This is a genomic window from Marinobacter sp. BSs20148, assembly GCF_000283275.1.
In the GTDB taxonomy this organism is placed as follows: domain Bacteria; phylum Pseudomonadota; class Gammaproteobacteria; order Pseudomonadales; family Oleiphilaceae; genus Marinobacter; species Marinobacter psychrophilus.
In genome coordinates this window covers 990826-1012155 of the sequence record NC_018268.1, presented here as the reverse complement: position 1 = coordinate 1012155, position 21330 = coordinate 990826, and the positions used below count along the sequence as shown (strand labels likewise).

20 protein-coding genes are annotated in these 21330 nt (G+C 55.3%); 2 read left to right on the top strand and 18 right to left on the bottom strand.

Features of this window, described 5'->3' with window-relative positions; genetic code table 11:
* Nucleotides 1-42: 42 nt before the first annotated feature.
* Together groES and MRBBS_RS04565 are read right to left on the bottom strand one after the other, a co-directional pair.
* The gene (gene groES / locus MRBBS_RS04570) at nt 43-330 is read right to left on the bottom strand and encodes a co-chaperone GroES (protein ID WP_014870260.1); all 288 of its coding nucleotides are present in this window, start codon (nt 328-330) and stop codon (nt 43-45) included.
* 201 nt (nt 331-531) lie between these two features.
* Nucleotides 532-1053: an FxsA family protein gene (locus MRBBS_RS04565; RefSeq protein ID WP_014870258.1), complete on the bottom strand. Its 522-nt coding sequence runs from the start codon at nt 1051-1053 to the stop codon at nt 532-534.
* A 139-nt stretch (nt 1054-1192) separates the two neighbouring features.
* Between MRBBS_RS04565 and MRBBS_RS04560 the strand changes: the two genes are divergently transcribed.
* Nucleotides 1193-1954, top strand: a complete 762-nt coding sequence (locus MRBBS_RS04560; protein WP_014870257.1) for an SDR family oxidoreductase — start codon at nt 1193-1195, stop codon at nt 1952-1954.
* 96 nt (nt 1955-2050) lie between these two features.
* Here MRBBS_RS04560 and MRBBS_RS04555 read toward each other — a convergent pair whose 3' ends face one another.
* From MRBBS_RS04555 to MRBBS_RS20330, 8 genes are all read right to left on the bottom strand, one after another.
* Complete coding sequence (locus tag MRBBS_RS04555; RefSeq protein ID WP_014870256.1) at nt 2051-2404, bottom strand: MGMT family protein; 354 nt, start codon at nt 2402-2404, stop codon at nt 2051-2053.
* A gap of 4 nt (nt 2405-2408) precedes the next feature.
* The gene (locus MRBBS_RS04550; RefSeq protein WP_041635078.1) at nt 2409-3755 is read right to left on the bottom strand and encodes an AmpG family muropeptide MFS transporter; all 1347 of its coding nucleotides are present in this window, start codon (nt 3753-3755) and stop codon (nt 2409-2411) included.
* Between the two features lie 74 nt (nt 3756-3829).
* On the bottom strand, nt 3830-4312 hold the full coding sequence (locus tag MRBBS_RS04545; protein ID WP_014870254.1) for a YajQ family cyclic di-GMP-binding protein: 483 nt from the start codon (nt 4310-4312) through the stop codon (nt 3830-3832).
* Between the two features lie 117 nt (nt 4313-4429).
* A complete protein-coding gene (locus tag MRBBS_RS04540) occupies nt 4430-5641 on the bottom strand; it encodes an argininosuccinate synthase (RefSeq protein ID WP_014870253.1) in 1212 nt (403 codons plus the stop codon).
* A gap of 85 nt (nt 5642-5726) precedes the next feature.
* The gene (gene fliS / locus MRBBS_RS04535; protein WP_014870252.1) at nt 5727-6125 is read right to left on the bottom strand and encodes a flagellar export chaperone FliS; all 399 of its coding nucleotides are present in this window, start codon (nt 6123-6125) and stop codon (nt 5727-5729) included.
* 57 nt (nt 6126-6182) lie between these two features.
* On the bottom strand, nt 6183-8165 hold the full coding sequence (gene fliD / locus MRBBS_RS04530; protein ID WP_014870251.1) for a flagellar filament capping protein FliD: 1983 nt from the start codon (nt 8163-8165) through the stop codon (nt 6183-6185).
* 282 nt (nt 8166-8447) lie between these two features.
* On the bottom strand, nt 8448-8924 hold the full coding sequence (locus MRBBS_RS04525) for a flagellar protein FlaG (RefSeq protein ID WP_014870250.1): 477 nt from the start codon (nt 8922-8924) through the stop codon (nt 8448-8450).
* 69 nt (nt 8925-8993) lie between these two features.
* Entirely contained in the window at nt 8994-10865 is a 1872-nt protein-coding gene (locus MRBBS_RS20330) for a flagellin (protein WP_014870249.1), read from the bottom strand.
* Between the two features lie 395 nt (nt 10866-11260).
* On the opposite strand from MRBBS_RS20330, the gene MRBBS_RS04515 reads away from it, so the two are divergent.
* Nucleotides 11261-13081 (top strand): flagellin, encoded by a 1821-nt coding sequence (locus MRBBS_RS04515; protein ID WP_014870248.1) that lies wholly within the window; start codon nt 11261-11263, stop codon nt 13079-13081.
* A 118-nt stretch (nt 13082-13199) separates the two neighbouring features.
* On the opposite strand, the gene recJ is transcribed toward MRBBS_RS04515, so the two are convergent.
* The 8 genes from recJ to rimM all read right to left on the bottom strand — a co-directional run bounded on the left by recJ (nt 13200) and on the right by rimM (nt 21301).
* Complete coding sequence (recJ, locus tag MRBBS_RS04510; RefSeq protein ID WP_041635077.1) at nt 13200-14930, bottom strand: single-stranded-DNA-specific exonuclease RecJ; 1731 nt, start codon at nt 14928-14930, stop codon at nt 13200-13202.
* Between the two features lie 5 nt (nt 14931-14935).
* The gene (thrC, locus tag MRBBS_RS04505) at nt 14936-16336 is read right to left on the bottom strand and encodes a threonine synthase (RefSeq protein WP_014870246.1); all 1401 of its coding nucleotides are present in this window, start codon (nt 16334-16336) and stop codon (nt 14936-14938) included.
* Nucleotides 16337-16348: 12 nt separating this feature from the next.
* A complete protein-coding gene (locus tag MRBBS_RS04500; protein ID WP_014870245.1) occupies nt 16349-17650 on the bottom strand; it encodes a homoserine dehydrogenase in 1302 nt (433 codons plus the stop codon).
* 120 nt (nt 17651-17770) lie between these two features.
* Complete coding sequence (locus tag MRBBS_RS04495) at nt 17771-18520, bottom strand: thioredoxin fold domain-containing protein (RefSeq protein WP_014870244.1); 750 nt, start codon at nt 18518-18520, stop codon at nt 17771-17773.
* Nucleotides 18521-18673: 153 nt separating this feature from the next.
* Nucleotides 18674-19618, bottom strand: coding sequence for a site-specific tyrosine recombinase XerD (gene xerD, locus MRBBS_RS04490; protein WP_014870243.1), 945 nt, complete (start codon nt 19616-19618; stop codon nt 18674-18676).
* A 13-nt stretch (nt 19619-19631) separates the two neighbouring features.
* Nucleotides 19632-19988, bottom strand: a complete 357-nt coding sequence (gene rplS / locus MRBBS_RS04485) for a 50S ribosomal protein L19 (protein ID WP_014870242.1) — start codon at nt 19986-19988, stop codon at nt 19632-19634.
* 25 nt (nt 19989-20013) lie between these two features.
* A complete protein-coding gene (trmD, locus tag MRBBS_RS04480) occupies nt 20014-20772 on the bottom strand; it encodes a tRNA (guanosine(37)-N1)-methyltransferase TrmD (protein WP_014870241.1) in 759 nt (252 codons plus the stop codon).
* A gap of 1 nt (nt 20773) precedes the next feature.
* The gene (rimM, locus tag MRBBS_RS04475) at nt 20774-21301 is read right to left on the bottom strand and encodes a ribosome maturation factor RimM (RefSeq protein WP_014870240.1); all 528 of its coding nucleotides are present in this window, start codon (nt 21299-21301) and stop codon (nt 20774-20776) included.
* Nucleotides 21302-21330: the final 29 nt, after the last annotated feature.

Below are 21330 nucleotides of genomic sequence, written 5' to 3'. Positions count from 1 at the left end.
CCGGGTTAATGAGAATGTGCACAATATGCCAGAGCTTTCAGATCACTCAAGCACGCCGTAAATGTCGCTTTCGCTCATGATAAGCAGGTCTTCGCCGTCGATTTTCACGATGTTACCGGCATACTGGCCGAATACCACGGTGTCACCAGCCTTAACGGCCAGAGGACGAACTTCGCCGTTGTCTTGAACGCGGCCATTGCCCACAGCGATGACTTCGCCCTGGGACGGCTTTTCTTTAGCATTACCGGGTAGCACGATGCCGCCTGCGGTTTTTTCTTCTTCTTCTTTACGGCGCACGACAACACGGTCGTGTAGCGGACGAATTTTCATTGCTCGAATGCTCCAATAGTCAGATTAAATGTGGCAAAAACAGTTGCTAGAAAAGAGGGCGAACCCGCTTGTGCACTGCCCTGCCGGGATTACCCGACCTGCTCGCCTGCTAACGTATCAGCGGCTGCCTGCCTGCGGTGAACTTGTGAAAGGTATTTGGGGTAATGCGTAGGGGTTTTCAACGCCCGCCAGAAAAAAATTTTACTTTTTATCAATGCGATCGTGGTGGGTTTCAGTTTCGTCACGGTATTCGCCTTCGATGATGTCGCCGTTGACGTCGCGGTCAAACGGATTTTGGCCTCCGAACGGACCCTGCTCACCACCAAACTGACCGGGCTGGCCTTTAAACGAGAAGCCACTGGCAGAGCCAACAACCGTCAGCCGCTTTATGGCTTGCTCCACCAGCCACTGGCGAGTGAACGGCAACAAACACATAAAACCGAAGAAATCCGTAATGAACCCCGGCGTTAGCAGCATCGCGCCACCGGCCGCCAGAATCAGCCCCTCAGCCACTTCCTGGGCGGGCAGTTCGCCTGAATTCATCCGCTGGCGGGCTCTTAGCAGTGTGGCAAGGCCCTGCTGCTTAAGCAGCCAGGCGCCCAGAATCGCCGTCAGGAATACCAATGCCACCGTCTGCAAAGCACCTATCATAGCGCCTACCTTTATAAGGACAACCAGTTCTGCAGCGGGCACAACAACAAATAGCAACAAGAAAAATGGCACCGGACTCTCCTTCACGCGTAATTTCGATAGCAACGTACATATAACGATCTGTTACACTGCTCTGCAAAATACCTACAACTGCTCAGCGGGCACACAGTATCCGCAACCGTGCTGTTCACTCACTATTTTAGGGCAAATTATGATACTTCAAGATTCCGTAGTTGCAATTACTGGCGGTGGCCAGGGTTTGGGGCGCGCCATGGCTGAATTTCTGGCGTCCAAAGGCGCCCGCCTGGCGCTGATTGACCTGATGCCGGAAAAGCTGGAAGAAGCCGTTGCCGCCTGCAAGGAAGCCGGAGTTGAAGCAAAATCCTACATTTGCAACGTAGCGAAAGAGGAAGACGTTGAGAAAACCTTCGCGCAAATCGCTGAAGATTTTGGTCAGCTTAACGGACTGGTGAATAACGCCGGCATTCTGCGCGATGGCCTGATGGTTAAAGCAAAAGACGGCGAAATCGTCAAGCGCATGGAGCTCGCAAGCTGGCAGGCCGTTATCGACGTCAACCTGACCGGCGTGTTCCTGTGTGGCCGTGAAGCCGCCACCCAAATGATCAAGACCAACAGCCGCGGCGCGATCATCAACATTTCATCCATTGCCCGCGCAGGCAACATGGGCCAGAGCAACTACTCAGCTGCAAAAGCGGGCGTAGCCGCACTAGCCACCGTATGGGCGAAGGAACTGGCCCGTTACAACATCCGCAGCATGGCCATTGCACCGGGCTTTATTGAAACCGATATGACCGCGTCTATGAAGCAGGAAGCTCTGGAAAAATTGTGCGCAGGCATCCCGGCCAAGCGCATGGGCCAGCCTTATGAAATTGCTCAGACCGTAGCGTTCATTCTTGAGAACGATTACGTCAGCGGCCGCGTCATTGAAGTCGACGGCGCCATGCGTCTGTAGTCGATTGGCCTGAATACGACGCCCGACTGACTAAAATACTTTACAGAAAATGGATTTTTCACTGAAATGTAAAGTAATTTAGCCAGATCGGGATCTCTAGCTCAAGCCAAATCGAGACATAGAAACCCGGCCGTTAACCACGTCGACGCCTTCTTCCTGTAAGTGGCTGACCTGCTCCTGATACCTCTCTGAACCTGGCGCAAAGGCAATCTGGCCGTTACTGCGGATGACGCGATACCAGGGCACACTGTGGCCTTGTGGAAGCTTGCCCAGGGCTCGGCCGATATAACGGGCCTGGCGGCCCAGGCCTGCCATGGCAGCAACCTGGCCGTAACTTGCCACCTTGCCCCGCGGTATTGCCAGCACCACCAACCAGATTTTTTGATCCTTGTTGGGCTCTACAACGTGGTCAGGCTTTATTGTCTTACTTTCCACAGAACTACCTTTCATAGCCCTACTCCCTTGCCGTCTCGCTCGCAGGCGCATCCTCGCGGCCCGAGTTGTCCGGCGCCAGCGCATCCAGGCGTTCGCCGTGGCGCATCATTATCATGGTCAGCACAATGGCCGGCACGCCTAACAGCCCTGCCACCAGGAAAAACTCCGCGTAGCCGTAGCTGGCCACCACCATGCCGGAGAAACCGCCCAAGAATTTGCCCGGCAGGGTCATCAGCGAACTGAACAGTGCATACTGGGTCGCCGTGAAGGAAGCGCTGGTCATGCTGGACAACCAGGCGATCAGCGCCACGTTGGCGATGCCGCCGCTTAAGTTATCGGCGCTGACCACAACAGCAAGCGTTGCAAGATTCGGTGGATATTGTGCCAGAACTACAAACAGCAGGTTGGTCAGCGCCGTCATAACCGCGCCCAGTAGCAATATACGCCGCACGCCGTAACGTATTACCAGCAGGCCACCCAGCAGCGAACCGCCTATGGTCATGAAAAACCCAAAGATCTTTGTAACGTCGGCGACCTCGGTTTTACTAAAGCCCATAAAGGTCAAATAAAACGGATTGGCCATCACGCCCATGGCGATGTCGGAAATGCGGTATACCGCCACCAGCAGAAGTATGGACACCGCCAGTTCGCGATAACGTTGGAAGAAATCCACAAACGGCCCGGCAATCGCCACGTAAAACCAGCTTGCGAACCGGGCCAGGCGTGGCGAAAGATGGGAATGATGTGCTGCCTGCAGCTGAATTTTTTCGGCAATATCCTGCGCCGCCTTAAAGTGATTTACGGTCGGCTCACGCACGATCAGAACCGTCGCCATACCCACGCCCACCAGCGCCGCCATCACCTCGTAAGACACCTGCCAGGACCAGAATTCCGCCAGATACAAAGCACCGGCGCCGGCTACCAATAACGCCAGCCGGTAGCCAAATATATAGGTGGCAGCCAGCGCGGCTTGCAAACGTTGTTCGGCGATTTCAATACGGTAGGCGTCTATGGCCACGTCTTGAGTGGCCGACGAGAAAGCTACCAGCAGGCCACACAAGGCCATCATTTCAGGCGCGCTCGTGGCATCGGTGTGGGCCATCAGATACAGGCCGGCGGCTATGCCTACCTGGGCCAGCAACATCCAGCTGCGGCGCTTACCCAGCAACTTATCCAAAATGGGCAATTTCAGGCGGTCGACCACCGGCGCCCAGATCACTTTTATGGAATAAGTAATGCCCAGCCAGCTAAAAAAACCGATGGTAGCGGTTTCAACCCCCACGTCTGCCAAGCGGGCGTTCAGCGTGGAAAAAACCAGCAGAAATGGCAGGCCAGCCGAAAACCCCAGAAACAAAAGGGCAACCACCTGCCAGCGGGAATAAAGTCGCAGGGTTTCCCGCCAGGCGGCCCGCCGGGGTTCAGCAAAAATGATAAGCCGCCTTAATCGCGGAAATTGTTAAATTGCAGGGGCACGTCCAGCTCGGCTTCACGCAGCATGGCCATGGCTTCTTGCAGGTCATCGCGCTTCTTGCCGGTTACCCGCACCTTGTCGCCCTGAATGCTGGACTGAACCTTCATCTTTTGGTCTTTGATCAGTTTTACGATCTTTTTGGCCATATCGGTTTCAAGGCCCTGCTTCAGCTCCAGGTGCTGCTTCACCAACTTGCCGGCTTTGCTGTCACCGTTTTCAGACAGCGCGCGGCCGTCAATACTGCGTTTGGCGAAAGCCATACGCAGCATATCCAACAGCTGCTCCAGTTGGAATTCTTGCGGGGCGCTGATGGTAATGCCCTTGTCGTCCAGCTCTACATCAGCGTCTACGTTTTTGAAGTCCCAACGATTGCCAAGATCGCGCTTGGTTTGGTCAACCGCGTTGGTCACTTCGTGCATGTCGATTTCAGAAACAATATCAAAAGAAGGCATGGGGAACCTGTTCTGGTGTTGTTACGGGAAATGAAACGCCCGCAAACATAACGGCGGGCGTGGTCTAAAGACTAAACAGGGCGGCGCACCAGCGCCACCCTGTTAAAGAGCGCAGACTTAAAGCTTGCGGCCCTTGCTGGCCGCAATGCGCAGGCGTAGAGCGTTCAACTTAATGAAGCCTTCAGCGTCTTTCTGATTGTAAGCGCCTTCGTCTTCTTCAAAGGTGGCAATTTTCTCGTCAAACAACGAATCGTCTGACTTACGGCCAACCACGTCTACGTTACCTTTATACAGCTTCAGGCGCACGGTGCCGTTCACGTAGGTTTGGGTCTGATCAATCAGTGCCTGCAGAGCTTCACGCTCTGGCGACCACCAGTAGCCATTGTAAATCACCTCGGCGTAGCGCGGCATCAGGCTGTCTTTCAGGTGAGCCACTTCACGGTCAAGGGTCAGGGATTCTATGGCGCGGTGAGCGCGCAGCATAATGGTACCACCCGGGGTTTCGTAGCAGCCGCGGGATTTCATGCCCACATACCGGTTTTCTACGATGTCCAGACGGCCAATGCCGTTGTCGCCGCCAACCTTGTTCAGGTGCGCCAGCACTTCGTGGGCTTTCATGGCCTGGCCGTCTACAGCAACAATGTCGCCTTTGGCGTAGGTCACTTCAATGTAGGTCGCGGTATTCGGGGCTTCTTCCGGCGATACGCTCCAACGCCACATGTCGTCCTCGGCTTCGCACCAGGGGTCTTCCAGGTTCATGCCTTCGTAAGAGATGTGCAGCAGGTTGGCGTCCATGGAATAAGGCGACTTGCCTTTTTTCATGTCGACCGGAATGTTGTGTTCGGCGCAATAGGCCAGCAGTTTTTCGCGGGAGTTCAGATCCCACTCACGCCAGGGCGCAATCACTTTCACGCCGGGCTTCAGGGCGTAGGCACCCAGCTCGAAACGAACCTGGTCATTACCTTTACCGGTTGCGCCGTGGGAAATGGCGTCGGCGCCGGTGGAATTGGCGATTTCAATCAGCCGCTTGGCAATCAGCGGGCGGGCGATAGAGGTACCCAGCAAGTACTCGCCTTCATAAACGGTGTTAGCGCGGAACATGGGGAATACATAATCGCGCACAAATTCTTCGCGCAGATCTTCAACGTATATTTCCTTAACGCCCAGCGCTTTCGCTTTTACCCGCGCCGGTTCTACTTCTTCGCCCTGACCAATGTCAGCCGTAAAGGTGACCACTTCACAGCCGTAGGTGTCTTGCAGCCACCGCACGATGACCGAGGTATCCAGGCCACCGGAATAAGCCAGTACTACTTTGTTAATATCAGACATGCCCTTGCTCCACACACAATACTACGGATGTATCGAAATTTAGCGACACAGTGTACGGCAGCAAGGTGGCCTTGGCTATTAGGCCTTATACAGCTTGGGCTTGGGCCACCGCTTCCCCACGAATGCCGTCCCAGCCGTCTTTCACCGCGTGTAGCAGTTTGGCCACTTCGTCCAGCTTGGCAATGTCATTTTTGGCGTTGGCTTCGAACAGTGTACGCTCCATGTAGTCGTACAGTCCTTCAAGCCTGACTGACAGCTCGCCACCTTTTTCAAAGTCCAGAAAACTGCGCAGCCCGCCAATAATCTCTATGGCTTTGCTAATCAGCTTGCCCTTGCCTTCAAAATCCTTGGCTTGCATGCGGGCCTTGGCCATATTGATGCGCTCCAGCGCACCGTTGTACAGCAGCTGAATCAGCCGGTGCGGATCGGCATCGATAATGCTGGTTTGGGTATTTACCTGCTGATATGCCTTTAAACCTTTCATTGGTAACCTCGTTCCTTGCCGGCTACGCCGGACTTATCAAAGCGTTAACCGGAATGACTATTTATTGAAATTCTGGGGTGCCAGTGCTTCGAGCTGCTGGGTCACGAAATCTCGTGTGCTGTTAAGCTGGGAAATTAGCGAATCAGCGGCGCTGAACTGCTTCACTAAACGCTCGCGGTAAGATTCGATGCGAGCATCCAGCTTTATCTGGTTTTCCTGAATCTCTCTTAGATCGCGGTTCAGGCTGCTGGTGCGGGATGCCAGCGCGCCATCTATACCCACGAAGCTGTTGACTAAATCAACGGTGTTCTTACCCAAGCCCTGCACAAAGTTGATAGAGCCACGGGCGCCGGTCTGGTCGCCTAGAATGCGGACCTGCAAGCCGGATGCCGGACCGGAACCGCTGCCCAGGAACAGCACCTGGCCATCACCCTCTGCAACCTTACCGCCAATGGTGCCGGCCACATTCTGGCCAGCCGTTCCGCTAGCGCCAGTCAGGCCAAAAGCATTAGCATCTTCTTGCGAACTAATACTAACGTTGGATTCAGAGCCGTATTTACCGGATGTAAATACAAGCTTGTTGTCACTGTCCAACGACACCTGTACCGATTCGCCAGAAGCGCTCAAGGCTACGTTGCTGTTTAACTGGGCCTGAATGTCGTCTACCAGCGCCTGAGCCGTAACACCCGTGCCCTGAGTAAGCTTCAGGTTTACCGTAGTTTCGCCATTGACCGTTAGTGCGAATTCATCGTTTGTGCTCGTCACATCAACCGACGATGCCAATGCAGAGCCCGCAGTCAGCTGGCCCCGGGTAGCCGCCTGGGTAACATTGATATCGTACCGGCCCGGCTGAGTGCTCAATCCACTGCGCACAAACTCCACTTGGCCATCGGTCGTTCTGCCCTGCTCGGCAAACAGCGCGGTTACATCGTCCGGATTGTTCTTGAGCTGGGTTTCAAAAATACTGCGATCAAACTCCAAAGCGCCGGTATTCGGATCGGTCTTTATACCTACGTCGGCCAGGCTGCGCACGTTGGCGTTTTCCAGCCCGGGCACGACGCCGGTCAGCACTTGCCGTAGCTGGCTCTGCAGAGCACGCACGGTGCTGTCGCCAGTTAACAAACTGCCTACGCCCGCTTCGGCATTAAAACCCGCCAGGCTATCGATGGTGACCTGCAATGCGTTAAACTTTTCAACAAAGCCCTGAACACGATCGGTAACCGCACCCACGTCCTGACTGACTTTAACGGTGGAAGTGCCAATGTCTTTGATGTCGAACGACAGACCATCAATCACATTTTCAAAGTTGTTGGTAGAGCGCGTCACTTCAATACCGTTGATTTTCATTACCGCATCGTTAGCGGCAATGGTTTGGCTGAATCCCGCGTTTTCAGCCATATCCGCGTTAAAGGCAAACCGGGACAAGCCCGTGTCATCGGTGTTTGTGCCATCGCTTTCGGTGGCTGTAATACTCACCGCGTTAGCCGTTCCGGTTTCATCTGCTGACAGCACTAACTGAAAGCCATTACCCGTATCAATGACCCCGGCGGACACACCCACACCCGCATCGTTGATGGCGTTGGCAAGACCTTGCAAAGAATTGTTGCTGCTGTCGATAGTGATGTTGGCAGTTTTGTCGCCCACGGCGATGGTCAGCTTGCCTTCGCCCACTGAGGTGGTGTCGCGATCGGCGAATACGTCTTGCGATGCCAATGCCTGAGCGGTGGCCAGGCTGGTGACATCCAGGCTATAGCTGCCGCGACTGGCTTTAGCGCTGTTCACCGATACACCGATGTCTTCATTGGATGAGGTCGCGGAGAAGGCCTTCAGGTTGTCAGCAGAGCTTAGCTGGCGCATGGGCAAGCGCAGCTCGGTAATGGCACTGCGCAACTTGCCATAGGCAGACAGCATCGCCTCAGACTGCTCAGTTTTCCGGGTAAACCGGTTGTCAGCAGGCGCGCGCTCTGCCTTGACCAACTGGTCCACCAAGTCTGACGTTAGCACGCCAGAGCCAATTCCCAGTGATGAAATATTTGCCATACCCATGCCTCCTTGAAGGCGCCAATCACTTCGTACTTCGGTTAACGGCCGCAAGCGGCAAAACTTTGCCCCTCTCGGCAAATATATTTCTGAGGCCGGGATCCAGGGGACAGACTTCAAGTCTGCCCCCGCCTTACCTCACCGCCCTACCTTACCGGCGGGCCGCAAGACCGGGGACGGACTTAAGTCCGTCCCCTACCTAAAACCAGAACACCGCCGACCCCTTAAGAGTGCGGCGGTGCTGAACAATCATTGCCAACATCAAATTAAAAGCGGCAACTTTTATACCTTGATGTTAAAAAACGTCAGCGGTTCATCCTGCTGCAATTTCTCTGCCAACCTTAGCGCCAACTCGTCAGGCATCTGGCGAATTACCTGCTGGGTTTTCTGATCCACCACTCTTACGATGACTTGGCCCAACTCGCTGTCCACCTCAAACTGCAAGTCCCGCTGCACATTCTGAACATAGTCGTTCAGTTTCGATACGGCACTGGTCAATTTCTCTTTCTGCGATTCCTTCGACTCCCTGGCCTGCGCGGCTTGGTCAGCTGGAGTCAAAGCTTGTTGCTGCACAACATTGCCCGTCGCAGAAGGGCTCTTCACGCTCGCGGACACATTCTGGCTTGCAGCGAAGTCACTAGCAACAGAGCCCGCGACACGCATACCTTCAGCAGAAGATGACGACAGTGCCCGAGCCGGAAAAGCCTCGCCGGAGCGAGCCAGTTTCAGATCCGTACTGTTCAGGGTAACGTCATTCATAGCTTACCTCACTGTACTCAAACGGCTTAAAACCGGAACTCATAGGCTCCGGCTGTTACCGCTAACCCCTTACTGCAGGAGGGACAGAACCTGCTGCGGGCGGGCGTTAGCCTGGGCCAGAACCGAAATTCCGGCCTGTTGCAATACCTGAGACTTGGCCAGCTCCGCCGTTTCCGAGGCGAAGTCTGCGTCCAGAATACGGCTGTTGGCCGCTGACAGGTTTTCCACTGACGTGCTCAGGTTGGCAATGGTGGACTCAAAGCGGTTCTGGATGGCACCAAAGGTGCTGCGCAGATCGCTGATTGAAGTCAGCGCCGCATCGACACGCTGGATAGTCGTATTGGCGCCATCCACTGTAAGCACGTCGGCGTCTTGCAGGTTGCCTGACACAGCATTTGCGCCGGCAGTAAAGGCGGTACTGGCATCACCCGTTGCTGCTACAGTGATGGCTTCACCGGACGTGATGGTGAGCACATTATCGTCACCCAACACGGCGCTTGCGTTACCACCCAGTGCCGTGTTCACACCATCCACGAAGGACTGAACCGTGCTGTAAGTGCCAGCGGCAACGGCTAACGCATCGCCATCACCAAACTGGAAGGTGAGATCGCTAGCGCCTAAGGTAATGCTGCTTGCAGCTGCCCCTGCCGTGTCAGCTGTGCCGGCTGCGGTGCTGCCTGCCACGTTTTCAGCAGTGACCGTTGCAGAGTCAGTGCCACCAATTGCGAAACTGCCGGTGGCGTTGCTCGCATCAGTAAACACAACATTGTTACCATCAGCCGCGGCCGTGAAGGTGGCTGCGCCATACCCGGTTTGGCCCTGGATCGCCGTAGCTAGATCCGCTGCCGAGGTTATATTGCTATCGAGTGTTACAGACAGCACGTTGCTCTCGGGGTCGGTCACTGTGAACGTGATGTTGGCGCTAGTGTCTTCAACGGTTCCAGTAGTAGCCGCCAAACCAGTAAAGTTCGAAGTTGCAAACGTGCCGTCTGAAGTGGTGCCAGCGGCAGCGACTGCAGATCCAATGCCGTCAGAAAATGACGTTTCCAAAAGCAGATCATCGCCATCGGTCCGGCTAATCACCAAATTTCCGCCAACTACACTTCCGGCTTGCGTGTAAGCACCACTAGAACCAGCAACAAAGGCCGCGATATCAGTATCAAGTTGAGCGTCGGTAGCATTCGCAACCAAATTGTCTGACGCCACTACGCCATCGATTGAGAATTGAAAAGCGTCACTCGATGTAGTGGAAGCCGCCTGCGTATACGCCCCAGAGACCAGTGAATCCGTTGCTGTGGCCGCCACAGTGCTGTAGTCGGCAATCAGGTTTGTCGCGTCAACGGCATACGTAGCCGCAGTACCCGGCGTCAAAGCACCCTCTTCGGCAATCACCGTGTTCAGAGCCACTGACGTCGCTTGGGCGACACCGCCAATAGCATCAGTACGCACGCTGGCGTTAAGATCGAGACCAATGGTTTCACCCACGTTGGCGCCCACCTGGAACACGGCATCACCGAAGCTGCCGTCGAGTACTTTCAAACCGTTGAAAGCAGTCTGCCCAGCAATACGATTTACTTCTTCAATGCGCTGCTGGACTTCCTGGTTCAGTGCTTCGCGGTCGGAAGAACTGTTGGTGGAGTTGGCAGACTGAACAGCCAGTTCACGGATACGCTGCAGGTTGTTGGTCACCTCATTCAGCGCACCTTCAGCTGTCTGCGACAGAGAGATTGCATCGTTGGCGTTACGCACAGCCACGTTCAAACCGGTGATTTGCGAGCTGAACCGTGTAGAGATCGCCAAGCCAGCCGCGTCATCTTTGGCTGAGTTGATGCGCAGGCCGGAAGAAAGACGCTGCAAGGCCTGATCGTTCATGCCCTGTGACTTGCTCAGCTGATTCTGGGCGTTGAGTGATGCGACGTTGGTGTTGATTCCGAGAGCCATGGTGAATCTCCTACGACTGTGTAGTCGTTATTGCGTGAAAGAGGTCTAGCGTTCTTTTTTTGGTTTGGAGCGCCGCCCTGTTATTTCACTTAACGGCGCATCCCTCGGTTCCTTTAGGCGGATTTCTAAAAACTTTGTAAAGGAATGTAACTTGCTCAAAAAAGCGGCAAGGCACTGCCTGCCTCCTTGCCAAAATTTCGCCACAACAATCGGGGCAACAACTCTCGCCTCTGTCATTTTCCTTAAAAAACAGCTCTCTGGTAACCGCAATTACGTTCTGGCATGGCTTTCGCATTAGTTCAGACCAAACGGCAATTATCTGAATTTTGCTGGCCAGGGGTTCTGTTATTTGTTTCACCCTGTTCCGGCCCTTCACAAGAGCAGGGAGAAATACAATGCCTCAAGTCATTAATACCAACATCGCATCGTTGAACGCACAGCGGAATTTGAACGCCTCCCAGAGCGACAGCAACGTTGCCCTGGAGCGGCTGTCTTCCGGCCTGCGCATCAACTCAGCCAAAGATGACGCAGCGGGCCTCGCCATATCTACCCGTTTTCAGGCTCAGATTACCGGCCTGAACATGGCTCAGCGCAATGCCAACGATGGTATTTCCCTGGCGCAGACGGCCGAAGGTGCTCTGGACGAAGTAACCAACAACCTGCAGCGTATCCGTGAGTTGTCAGTCCAGTCATCAAACGCAACTAACAGTACGTCAGACCGTCAGGCCCTGAACCAGGAAGTGCAGCAGCGAATTGCGGAGATTAACCGCATTGCTGGCCAAACCTCGTTTAACGGACTTAAAATTCTCGATGGCACTTTTGGCGCACAAACATTTCAGGTTGGCGCCAATGCTGGAGAGACCATCGGAGTGAGTGGGCTGGATGCCCGCGGTAGCCAGATCGGGGCCACTGTCTCCCAGACCGCCGGGCTGACCACATCTTCGCTGGGTGCGGGTGATGCAGGAACAACCACTCTGGATGTTTCTAATCTGGACTTTACAGCGGGCGCAGTCTCCATTGTCGGTACCGTTGGTACAACTGACCTTAGCACTGCGGACGGCACTTACGCGGACGCCACTGCGTTTGCTGCGGCTTTACAAACAGCGATCCAAGGCGAGGCTGGATTGGAAGAGGCGACTGTTACCGCTGACGGCGACACGCTTACAATCAGCAATCCCACGACGACTACTGTCTCTGCCAGCTTTGTCGTTACTGACGGTTCAGCGATTGCAGCCAACTCTGATACAGTGGCTTCCGGGGCAACAATTGCTGAGGCCAACGGCACTCAAACACTTGATATTACAGGGTTCGATTTCGCTAATGGTGGCACCATCTCGGCTGGCGGTATTGACGTGGATATCACTGCCGGTTCAGATTTTGATTCGGTCGCAGCACAGCTGGAGACAGCGCTTCAAGCTAACGTTGATGCAGATCTTACTGCGGGCAACGCGGGCGGCACTATAACGATTACTAACACGGCAACCGCAAACGGTAACGCCGATGACGTTGTCCTTGCAAACGATATTGTGGTCGCAGATGGGACCGGCACAGCCGCTAACGTTGCCGGTGGAAGTGTATCCACTCTGGCAGCCGCTGAAGAGCTGACGCTCGCCCAAAGCTTTGAAAGCGGCAACAGCGTCACGTTTGACGTCGATGTTGATGGAACAGCGTTTCAGATTGAGGCACGGTCACTCAATGATATCGTCGCGAAAATCAACTCACTGACCGTAGAAACTGGCATTCGCGCCAACCTGAACGCTGCCAATGAAAGTATTATTTTTTCCGCCCAGTTTGGTGAAAGCTACGATGTCTCGATTACAAGCCCCAATCTTCTCGACGTGGATGGCATAACACCCCGCATCAACGAGATCCTGAGTGCGACGCCCGCAAACAACACCGTCTCCGTGAACGATCTCGCAATCGACACCGCCGCTGGCGCCGAACAGACCCTGGTTGCGATCGATTACGCCTTCGACAAGATCAACGGCTTCCGGGCGGAATTGGGCGCCCTTCAGAACCGCTTCGAGTCCACCATTGCCAACCTGAGTACTACCTCCGAGAACCTGTCGGCCGCTAACAGCCGGATCCGCGACGCGGATTTTGCAGCAGAAACAGCGGAACTGGCCCGCACCCAGGTACTTCAGTCAGCAGGTCTGTCGGTTCTGGCCCAGGCTAATGCGCGGCCGCAGCAGGTTCTTCAGTTGCTGCAGGGTTAAACGCCCAAAGCAGACGGAAAGGTAAAGCCGGGACAGATTTGAAATCTGTCCCGAGGGATACGATCAGAGCGGGGACAGATTTCAAATCTGTCCCCTTTTTTTGTCCCCTTCCTTCGGGTCAGCGCGGCTCCAGGTAATCGATCATCAACTGCAAATTCGTCCTGCCCCGAAAGGTATTGGCATCCGGCTTATACACCACCCTGACCCCGGTTTGCGTGTAATCAGGCACTTCCGAACCCGTATTAAAGGCAATCGCGTCAATAATATTGCCACCCTCGGCGGGCTGAAGCACCAGCTTTAGATGGTTCTGGCCCACGATGCGCTGGCTGACGACGCTGAATTCGCCATCAAATAGCGGTTCGGGGAAGTGCTGCCCCCAGGGGCCGGCGCGTTTTAGCAGGGCGGCGGTGTCCAGGTTTAGTTCGCTGGCGCTTAGAGGGCCGTCAGTGGTGATGGCGGCTTCCAGGTCGCCTGCTGTTAGTTTGTCGCGTACGGCTTTGTCGAAGGCGCTGGAAAAAGCTTCCAGATCGCCCGCTGCCAGAGTCATGCCCGCGGCCATGGCGTGGCCGCCGTATTTCTTCAGCAGGCCTGGGTGACGGGCGTCCACTACGGCCAGGGCATCGCGGATGTGCAGGCCAGGAATGGAGCGGGCGGAGCCTTTTATGTCTTCACCGTTTTCATCTGAGGCAAACGCAACAGTGGGGCGATTGGTTTGTTCACGGATGCGGGCGGCCAGTATGCCGATGACGCCTTGGTGCCAGTCTGGGTCGAACAGCGCCAGGCCCCAGGGCAAGCCTTCCAAATCCAGCGACATAGACGCCAGCAAATCCTGGGCCTGGATTTTCATGTCTTTTTCGATGGTGCGGCGTTCGCGGTTGAAGGTATCCAACTCTTGTGCCAAACGGCGGGCTTCGTCTGGGCTTGACGACAGCAGGCAGGCGATGCCCACACTCATGTCGTCCAGGCGGCCGGCGGCGTTCAGGCGCGGGCCCACTACGAAGCCTAAATCGCTGCTGCTGATAGCGGTATGGTCACGGCCTGCTACTTCCAGCAGCGCCAGTATACCGGGGCGGGTTTCGCCCTGACGTATGCGGCGCAGGCCCTGTTCTACAAATATGCGGTTGTTGTGGTCCAGCGGCACGACGTCGGCCACGGTTCCCAAGGCTACCAAGTCCAGCAATGTACCCAGATTGGGTTCGGGATTTGGCAACCGGCCCTGTTCGCGCAAGTGTTTGCGCAGGGCGGTTAGCACGTAGAACATCACGCCTACGCCGGCGGCGTTTTTGCTGATGAACTCACAACCGGGCTGGTTGGGATTCACAATGGCGTCGGCCTGGGGCAGTTCGTCGCCCGCCAGGTGGTGATCGGTGACCACCACCAGCATGCCCAGTTCGCGGGCGGCGCGTACGCCTTCCACGGCGGCTATGCCGTTATCCACCGTTACAATCAAATCTGGCAGCGGGCCGTCTTCTTGCAAGCGATAAATAATGCCGGGGGTTAACCCGTAGCCGTCCGAAAACCGGCTGGGTACTTTAAAATCAACGTGCTTTAAGCCCAGCATGCCCAGGCCCAATAAGGCGACGGCGGTGCTGGTGGCGCCGTCGGCGTCAAAGTCCCCAAGTATCAGCACCCGCTGCTGTTTTTCAATGGCGTCGGCGAGCAATTCCACGGCACGATCCATACCGCGCATTTTCAGCGGCGAAGCCAGGTGGCGCAGGGTGTAGCTGAGTTGGTCGTCAGAGGTAACACCACGGGCGGCGTACAGGCGGCGTAATATGGGCGGCAAATCGTGCCCCCAGCCGGGCACATTGGCTGGTTGGGGGCGACGCAGGATCTTTTTGGGGGTCATGCCGCTCAGGTGTTTTTCCAATGTTTGGCAATAAAGCCCTGAACGTCGGCGATGTTGTTGTCCAGCACGGTGTATTTCTCTTCTCGCTCGAACAGATCGACCATGTGCGCCGGCAGTTCGGGCTTAGCGCTCACGCCAGATGCGGCTATCGCATCGGGAAATTTCGCCGGGTGGGCGGTGCCCAGGGTAATCATCGGAATGCTGGCATCGCGGCGGCAGTTGCGGGCGGCGCGCACGCCAATGGCGGTGTGCGGGTCTAACAGGTATGCGTTTTGCTGGAACACGTCGCGGATGGTGTCGCAGGTGTCTTTGTCGTCTATCGCACTGCTGTCAAAAAGACTGCGGGCCTGCTTCCAACGGAAGTCGTCGATGCTGACCGGGCCTTTGGCGGCGTCTTCCAGCAGTGTTTTCACGGCGTGACCGTCGCGGCCGTGCAGATCAAACAGCAGGCGCTCGAAGTTGCTGGACACCATAATGTCCATGCTTGGCGAAAGGGTAGCCTCCAAATGTTGCTGCTCGTATTTGTTGCCGCTCATAAAGCGATGCAGTATGTCGTTACGGTTGGTAGCAATCACCAGCTGGGAAATGGGTAGGCCCATTTTCCGCGCCAGGTAACCGGCAAAGATATCGCCAAAGTTGCCGGTGGGCACCGAGAACGCCATGCTGCGATCTGGCCCACCGAGGGCCAGAGAAGCATGAAAATAATACACAATCTGGGCCATGATGCGGGCCCAGTTGATGGAATTCACCGCCGCCAGCTGGGTTTTTCCACCCAGAAACGACTGGTCGCCAAAGCTGGCTTTCACCATACGTTGGCAGTCATCAAAATTACCACGCACGGCAATGTTGTAAATATTATCGCCTTGCACCGTCGTCATCTGCCGACGCTGTACTTCGGACACGCGCTGGTAGGGGTGCAGAATAAAGATATCCACGTGTTCGCAGCGGCGGCAGCCTTCGATGGCGGCCGAACCGGTATCACCAGAGGTAGCGCCCATAATCACCACGTGCTGCTTACGCCGTTCCAGCACGTAATCCAGCAGGCGGCCCAGCAGTTGCAGTGCAAAGTCTTTGAACGCCAGGGTGGGCCCGTGAAACAGCTCCAACACCCATTCGTTGCTGTCGATCTGTACCAGCGGGGCAATGGCCTTGTGAGCGAATACGCCGTAGGTGTCATCCAGCATGGTGCGGAAATCGTCGGCGGGAATGGCGCCTTCGACAAACGGGTACATCACCTTAAACGCCAGTTCGCTGTAGCTTAGGCCACGCCAGCTGCGAATTTCTTCCAGATTGAACTGGGGTAGGCTTTCAGGCACGTACAAACCGCCGTCTGGCGCCAGGCCGGTCAGCAGAACATCTTCAAAACCCAGTGCGGGCGAGTCACCCCGCGTGCTGATGTATCTCACGTGGACACCCTGTTAGTTAAAGTTTTCAGCGCGAATACGAACAACCTTGCCGTCTATGTCTGGCAGGTTTTCCAATTCTGCAATGGCACCGTTCATCTGCCGTTCCTGCACTGTGTGAGTCAGGATAATGACCGGGATGCGGCCGTCTTTCACTTCGAATTCTTTTTGCATGATGGATTCGATATTGATGCCGCTGTCGCTTAAAATAGTGGCGATTTCGGCCAGCACACCTGGGCGATCAAATGCGGAGATACGCAGGTAATACGCCGACTGTACGTCTTCCATTTCCAGTACCGGCAGATTTTCCATCGCTTCCGGTGCGAAGCCCAAGAAGGGTACGCGCAAGCTGCTGCCGCTCGCAACGATGCGGGCAACGTCGATAATGTCAGCAACCACGGCGGAACCGGTGGCTTCATCGCCGGCACCAGGGCCGTAGTACATGGTTTGGCCTACGGCATCGCCGTCTACCAAAATGGCGTTCAGCACGCCATCTACCCGCGCAATCAAGTGGTCCTGGGGCACCAGCGTGGGGTGAACCCGCAGCTCTATGCCTTCTTCGCGGCGGCGGGCAATGCCCAGATGCTTGATGCGATAACCCAGCTGTTCGGCGTGGGCGATGTCGTAAGGGGTAATTTTGGAGATACCTTCGGTGTAGGCTTTGTTGAACTGCAGCGGCACACCAAAACCGGCCGAAGCCAGAATGGTGAGCTTGTGGGCCGCATCTATGCCTTCCACGTCAAAGGTGGGGTCGGCTTCGGCGTAACCCAAAGCCTTGGCCTCTTCCAACACGCCGGCGAATTCACGACCCGCGCGCATTTCGGTCAGAATGTAGTTACCGGTGCCGTTCATAATGCCGGCAATCCAGTCAATGCGGTTGCCCGCCAGGCCTTCACGAATGGCTTTGATAACCGGAATACCACCGGCCACGCCGGCTTCATAGGCCACGATTACGCCGGCTTTTTCAGCTGCAGCGAAAATTTCGGTACCGTGCTCAGCTATCAATGCTTTGTTGGCGGTAACCACGTGCTTGCCGTTTTTGATCGCGGTCAGCACCAGTTCTTTGGCGGCATCGTAGCCGCCAATCACTTCCACCACGATATCGATGGCAGGATCGTTCACCACGTCATAGACGTCAGTGCTGAAGGGAACCCCGCCCAGGTCGATGTCTGTGCGGGGGGTTCGGCTGGCGATGCGGGTAATCTGGATGTTGCACCCTGACCTGCCGGCAATGATCGCAGCGTTGCGAGTGAGTACCTTGAAGGTTCCGCTGCCCACGGTTCCTAGTCCGCAAATTCCGACACTGACCTGTTTCACTCTTTTACCTCTGATGACGATGACTGCTGATTGCTGATGATTGAGGCCGCACAGTATACCCACTCACAGCTTGGGGAATAAGACCTGGCGGCAGCTGATTGCCTAAAGAATGCCCATTAGTTAAAGAATACCCAAACTGCGCGCCAGAGTTTTGGCAGGCACGTAGCCCGGCATTAATGTTCCATCTTCCAATACGATAGCGGGGGTACCGGTTACGCCAACCAGTCGGCCTAGGTTGTATTGCTCAGCCACCGGGTTGGCGCAGTCAGCGGACGAAACGGAGCCGCCGCTTTTGGCCTTGTTCATAGCCGCTTGCGGGTCTTTTGCGCACCACACGGACACGTACTTGCGGAAGGATTCAGTACCCGGACCGGAACGGGGAAAACCGAAGTAATTCACGGTAATGCCCAGTTCGTTAAGTTCATCCATTTCGCCGTGTAATTTGCGGCAGTAACCGCAATCGATGTCGGTAAACACGTCAATCACCGCTTTTTGTTCACCTTTGGCGGCGTACTGGATCAAGCCACCATTTTTGGCATGCTCGTTAATAGTTTGCCGGCGCTGGCTGGTACGTGCCTGTTCGGTGAGGTTAACGTAGCCGGCGCTTTCAAGTTTGACCAGGTCACCAATAAACAGATATTCCGCATCTTCGGTGGCGTACACAATCTGACCGCTGTTGGTGCGCACCTCGTATATGCCCGGCGCTTTTGCCGGCGCCATGCTTTCTATCTGCAGGCCCGGTACGGCGGTTTGCAGGCGCTGGGTAATACGTTCTTCAATATCCGCTGCAGCGACAAATGCTGGCAACAGTAAGCCACTGAACAGAGCAACGGCAATAAAGCGGGAAATAACAGGCATAGAAAAAGACATATGGGTGTCCGCAACGTGGATAAAAAACAGACCGAGTTAATTCAGCACAAACTTAGGGTAGCAAAAAATTGACGTAAAAGAGCAGCAAAACAAACATCCTCATCGTTGCTCTCTGTCTCACCCGAACTCTCACCTACACTCTCACCCACACTCTCACCCTCGAGGGTGATGTTGCCGATGCAGTTCCTGCAGGCGCTGACGCGCCACGTGGGTGTATATCTGGGTAGTGGATAAATCCGCGTGGCCCAGCAGCATTTGCACCACCCGTAAATCCGCACCGTGATTGAGCAAGTGGGTTGCGAAAGCGTGACGTAAGGTGTGCGGCGACAGGTGCTTTTGAATACCGATGCGCGCAGCGTAATGCTTGATGCGGTGCCAGAACGTTTGGCGCGTCATGGCTTTTGGTCGATTACCAGGGAACAGGTCGTCACAGGCGTGACCTTTTAGCAATTCCGGCCGCGCTTCTTTTATATAGCGCAGAAGCCAGTCTATAGCCTCTTCGCCTAAGGGCACCAGGCGGTCTTTATCGCCTTTACCGGTAATGCGCACCACGCCTTGGCGCAAGTTCACCTGGTCCAACCGCAATGACGTTAATTCGGTCACCCGTAAGCCGCAGCCGTACAGAATTTCCAGCATGGCTTTGTCGCGCAGCTCTATAGGTACTTCGGGGTCTGGCTCGGTCAGCAGCGCGTCAACTTCCGCTTCGGTGAGGGTGTCTGGAAGCGGCCGCGTCAGCTTAGGACTGTCTATGCGTAGGGTTGGGTCTTCCTGTATCAAACCTTCGCGGAGCAAATAGCGGTAAAAGCGGCGAATGCCAGACAACCGTCGTGCTGCCGTAGAGGCTTTCACGCCGTCTGCCAATCCGCTGGATAGCCAAGCCAACAAATCACCACGCTGGGCGGCTATCAGAAACGGTGTGCCGGGCTGGCCCTGAAGCCACTGCGCCAGGCCGCCCAGGTCGCTGCGGTAGGCTTCGCGGGTTTTTTCGCTAAGTCCATCTTCCAGCCAGATGGCGTCGCAGAAGCGTGCGATGATTGCGTTGTCTTCTGCCGAAACGCAAAAAAGGCAGCCGTGGCTGCCTTTTTTAACACTGAGCATGGCGAGAGGCCAATCAGCCCAGCTTTTCCTTGATACGTGCTGCCTTACCAGACAGGTCGCGCAGGTAGTACAGTTTGGCCTGACGCACAACGCCACGACGCTTCACTGTTACGCTTTCAATCAGCTTGGAGAAACTCTGGAATGTACGTTCTACGCCCACGCCGTAAGAGATCTTACGTACAATGAAAGAAGAGTTCATGCCACGGTTACGCTTGCCGATTACAACGCCTTCAAACGCCTGCAAACGCTCACGGGTGCCTTCAGTTACGCGAACCTGAACAACCACGGTATCACCCGGCGCGAATGGCGGAATGTCCTTGGTCATCTGTTCTATTTCAATTTGATTGATGATGTTGTTCTTGCCGCTCATCGTTATGCTCCTGATTCCCAATCTTTTAATGCCCTGAAGATTCAGAGGCACACGGTTCGTTTAAAATCTCTGCCAGCAGCTTGCGCTCTTCTTCCGAAAACTCCCGCTTTTCAAGCAGGTCGGGGCGTCGCTCGCTGGTTCGCCTCAACGACTGTTTAAGCCGCCAACGCCGGATCTGATCATGGTGACCGCCCAACAAAACATCCGGCACCGCCTGACCTTCATACACTTCGGGCCGGGTATAGTGCGGACAATCCAGTAAACCGTCGGCGAACGAATCCTGCTCTGCCGACTGCGCATGACCCAGCGCTCCGGGGATGAGGCGCGTAACCGCATCAATCACAGCCATGGCTGCCAGTTCGCCACCAGAAAGCACGAAGTCTCCCAGCGACACTTCACGATCTACTTCTGCCGTAATCAGGCGTTCATCCACACCTTCATAACGGCCCGCCACCAGTATTAGTCGCTGCTCTGCTGCCAGAGATTCCACAACCGACTGATTCAGGGTTTCACCCTGAGGCGATAAATATACCACACAAGCCGGGCCCGGAGCCGCTTGCCGTGCAGCGTGAATAGCATCCCGTAGCGGCTGAATTTTCATCAGCATACCGGGGCCGCCACCGTAGGGGCGGTCGTCTACCGTGCGATGACGATCATGGGTAAAATCCCGCGGGTTCCAGCTGTGAAAGGTTATTAACCCGTCACGTACGGCCCTGCCGGTGATCCCATAATCGGTTACCGCTGCAAACATTTCCGGGAATAGACTGACAGCACCAATCCACACCCTAAAAATCCGGATCCCAGTCAACCACCATGCGCTTGTTGGCTAAATCCACTTGCATAACGATTTCGTCAGGCAAGTAAGGAATTAGACGTTCGCGCTGATCAATAGAAGCAGGGCTTGCCTGCACTACCAATACGTCGTTGGCGCCGGTTTCCAGCATATGGTGCATTATTCCCAGGCATTCATCTTCAACCGTGAATACTTCAAGGCCTTCCAACTGATACCAGTAATAGTCGCCCTTAGGCAGCTCTGCTAACTGTTCGGTTGGCACAAGAATATCAGCCCCGCAGTAACGCTGGGCAACATCACGATCATCAACACCTTTCAGCCTGATGACGATCCCCTGCCCTTGGCGGCGACCCTCTTCAAGCTTGGCAGGAATACGCTTGCCGTCCTGAACCAGTGTCCAGTTGCGGTAGTTCAGTACTCCGTCTCTGGGATCGGTGAAAGAGTAGACTTTAAGCCAACCCTTGATCCCAAACACCGCGGTAATACGGCCGATAACAGTTTCCTGCGAGGATTCTGCCATGTGTGTCACCCCGGTGTTTGTCAGGCTAA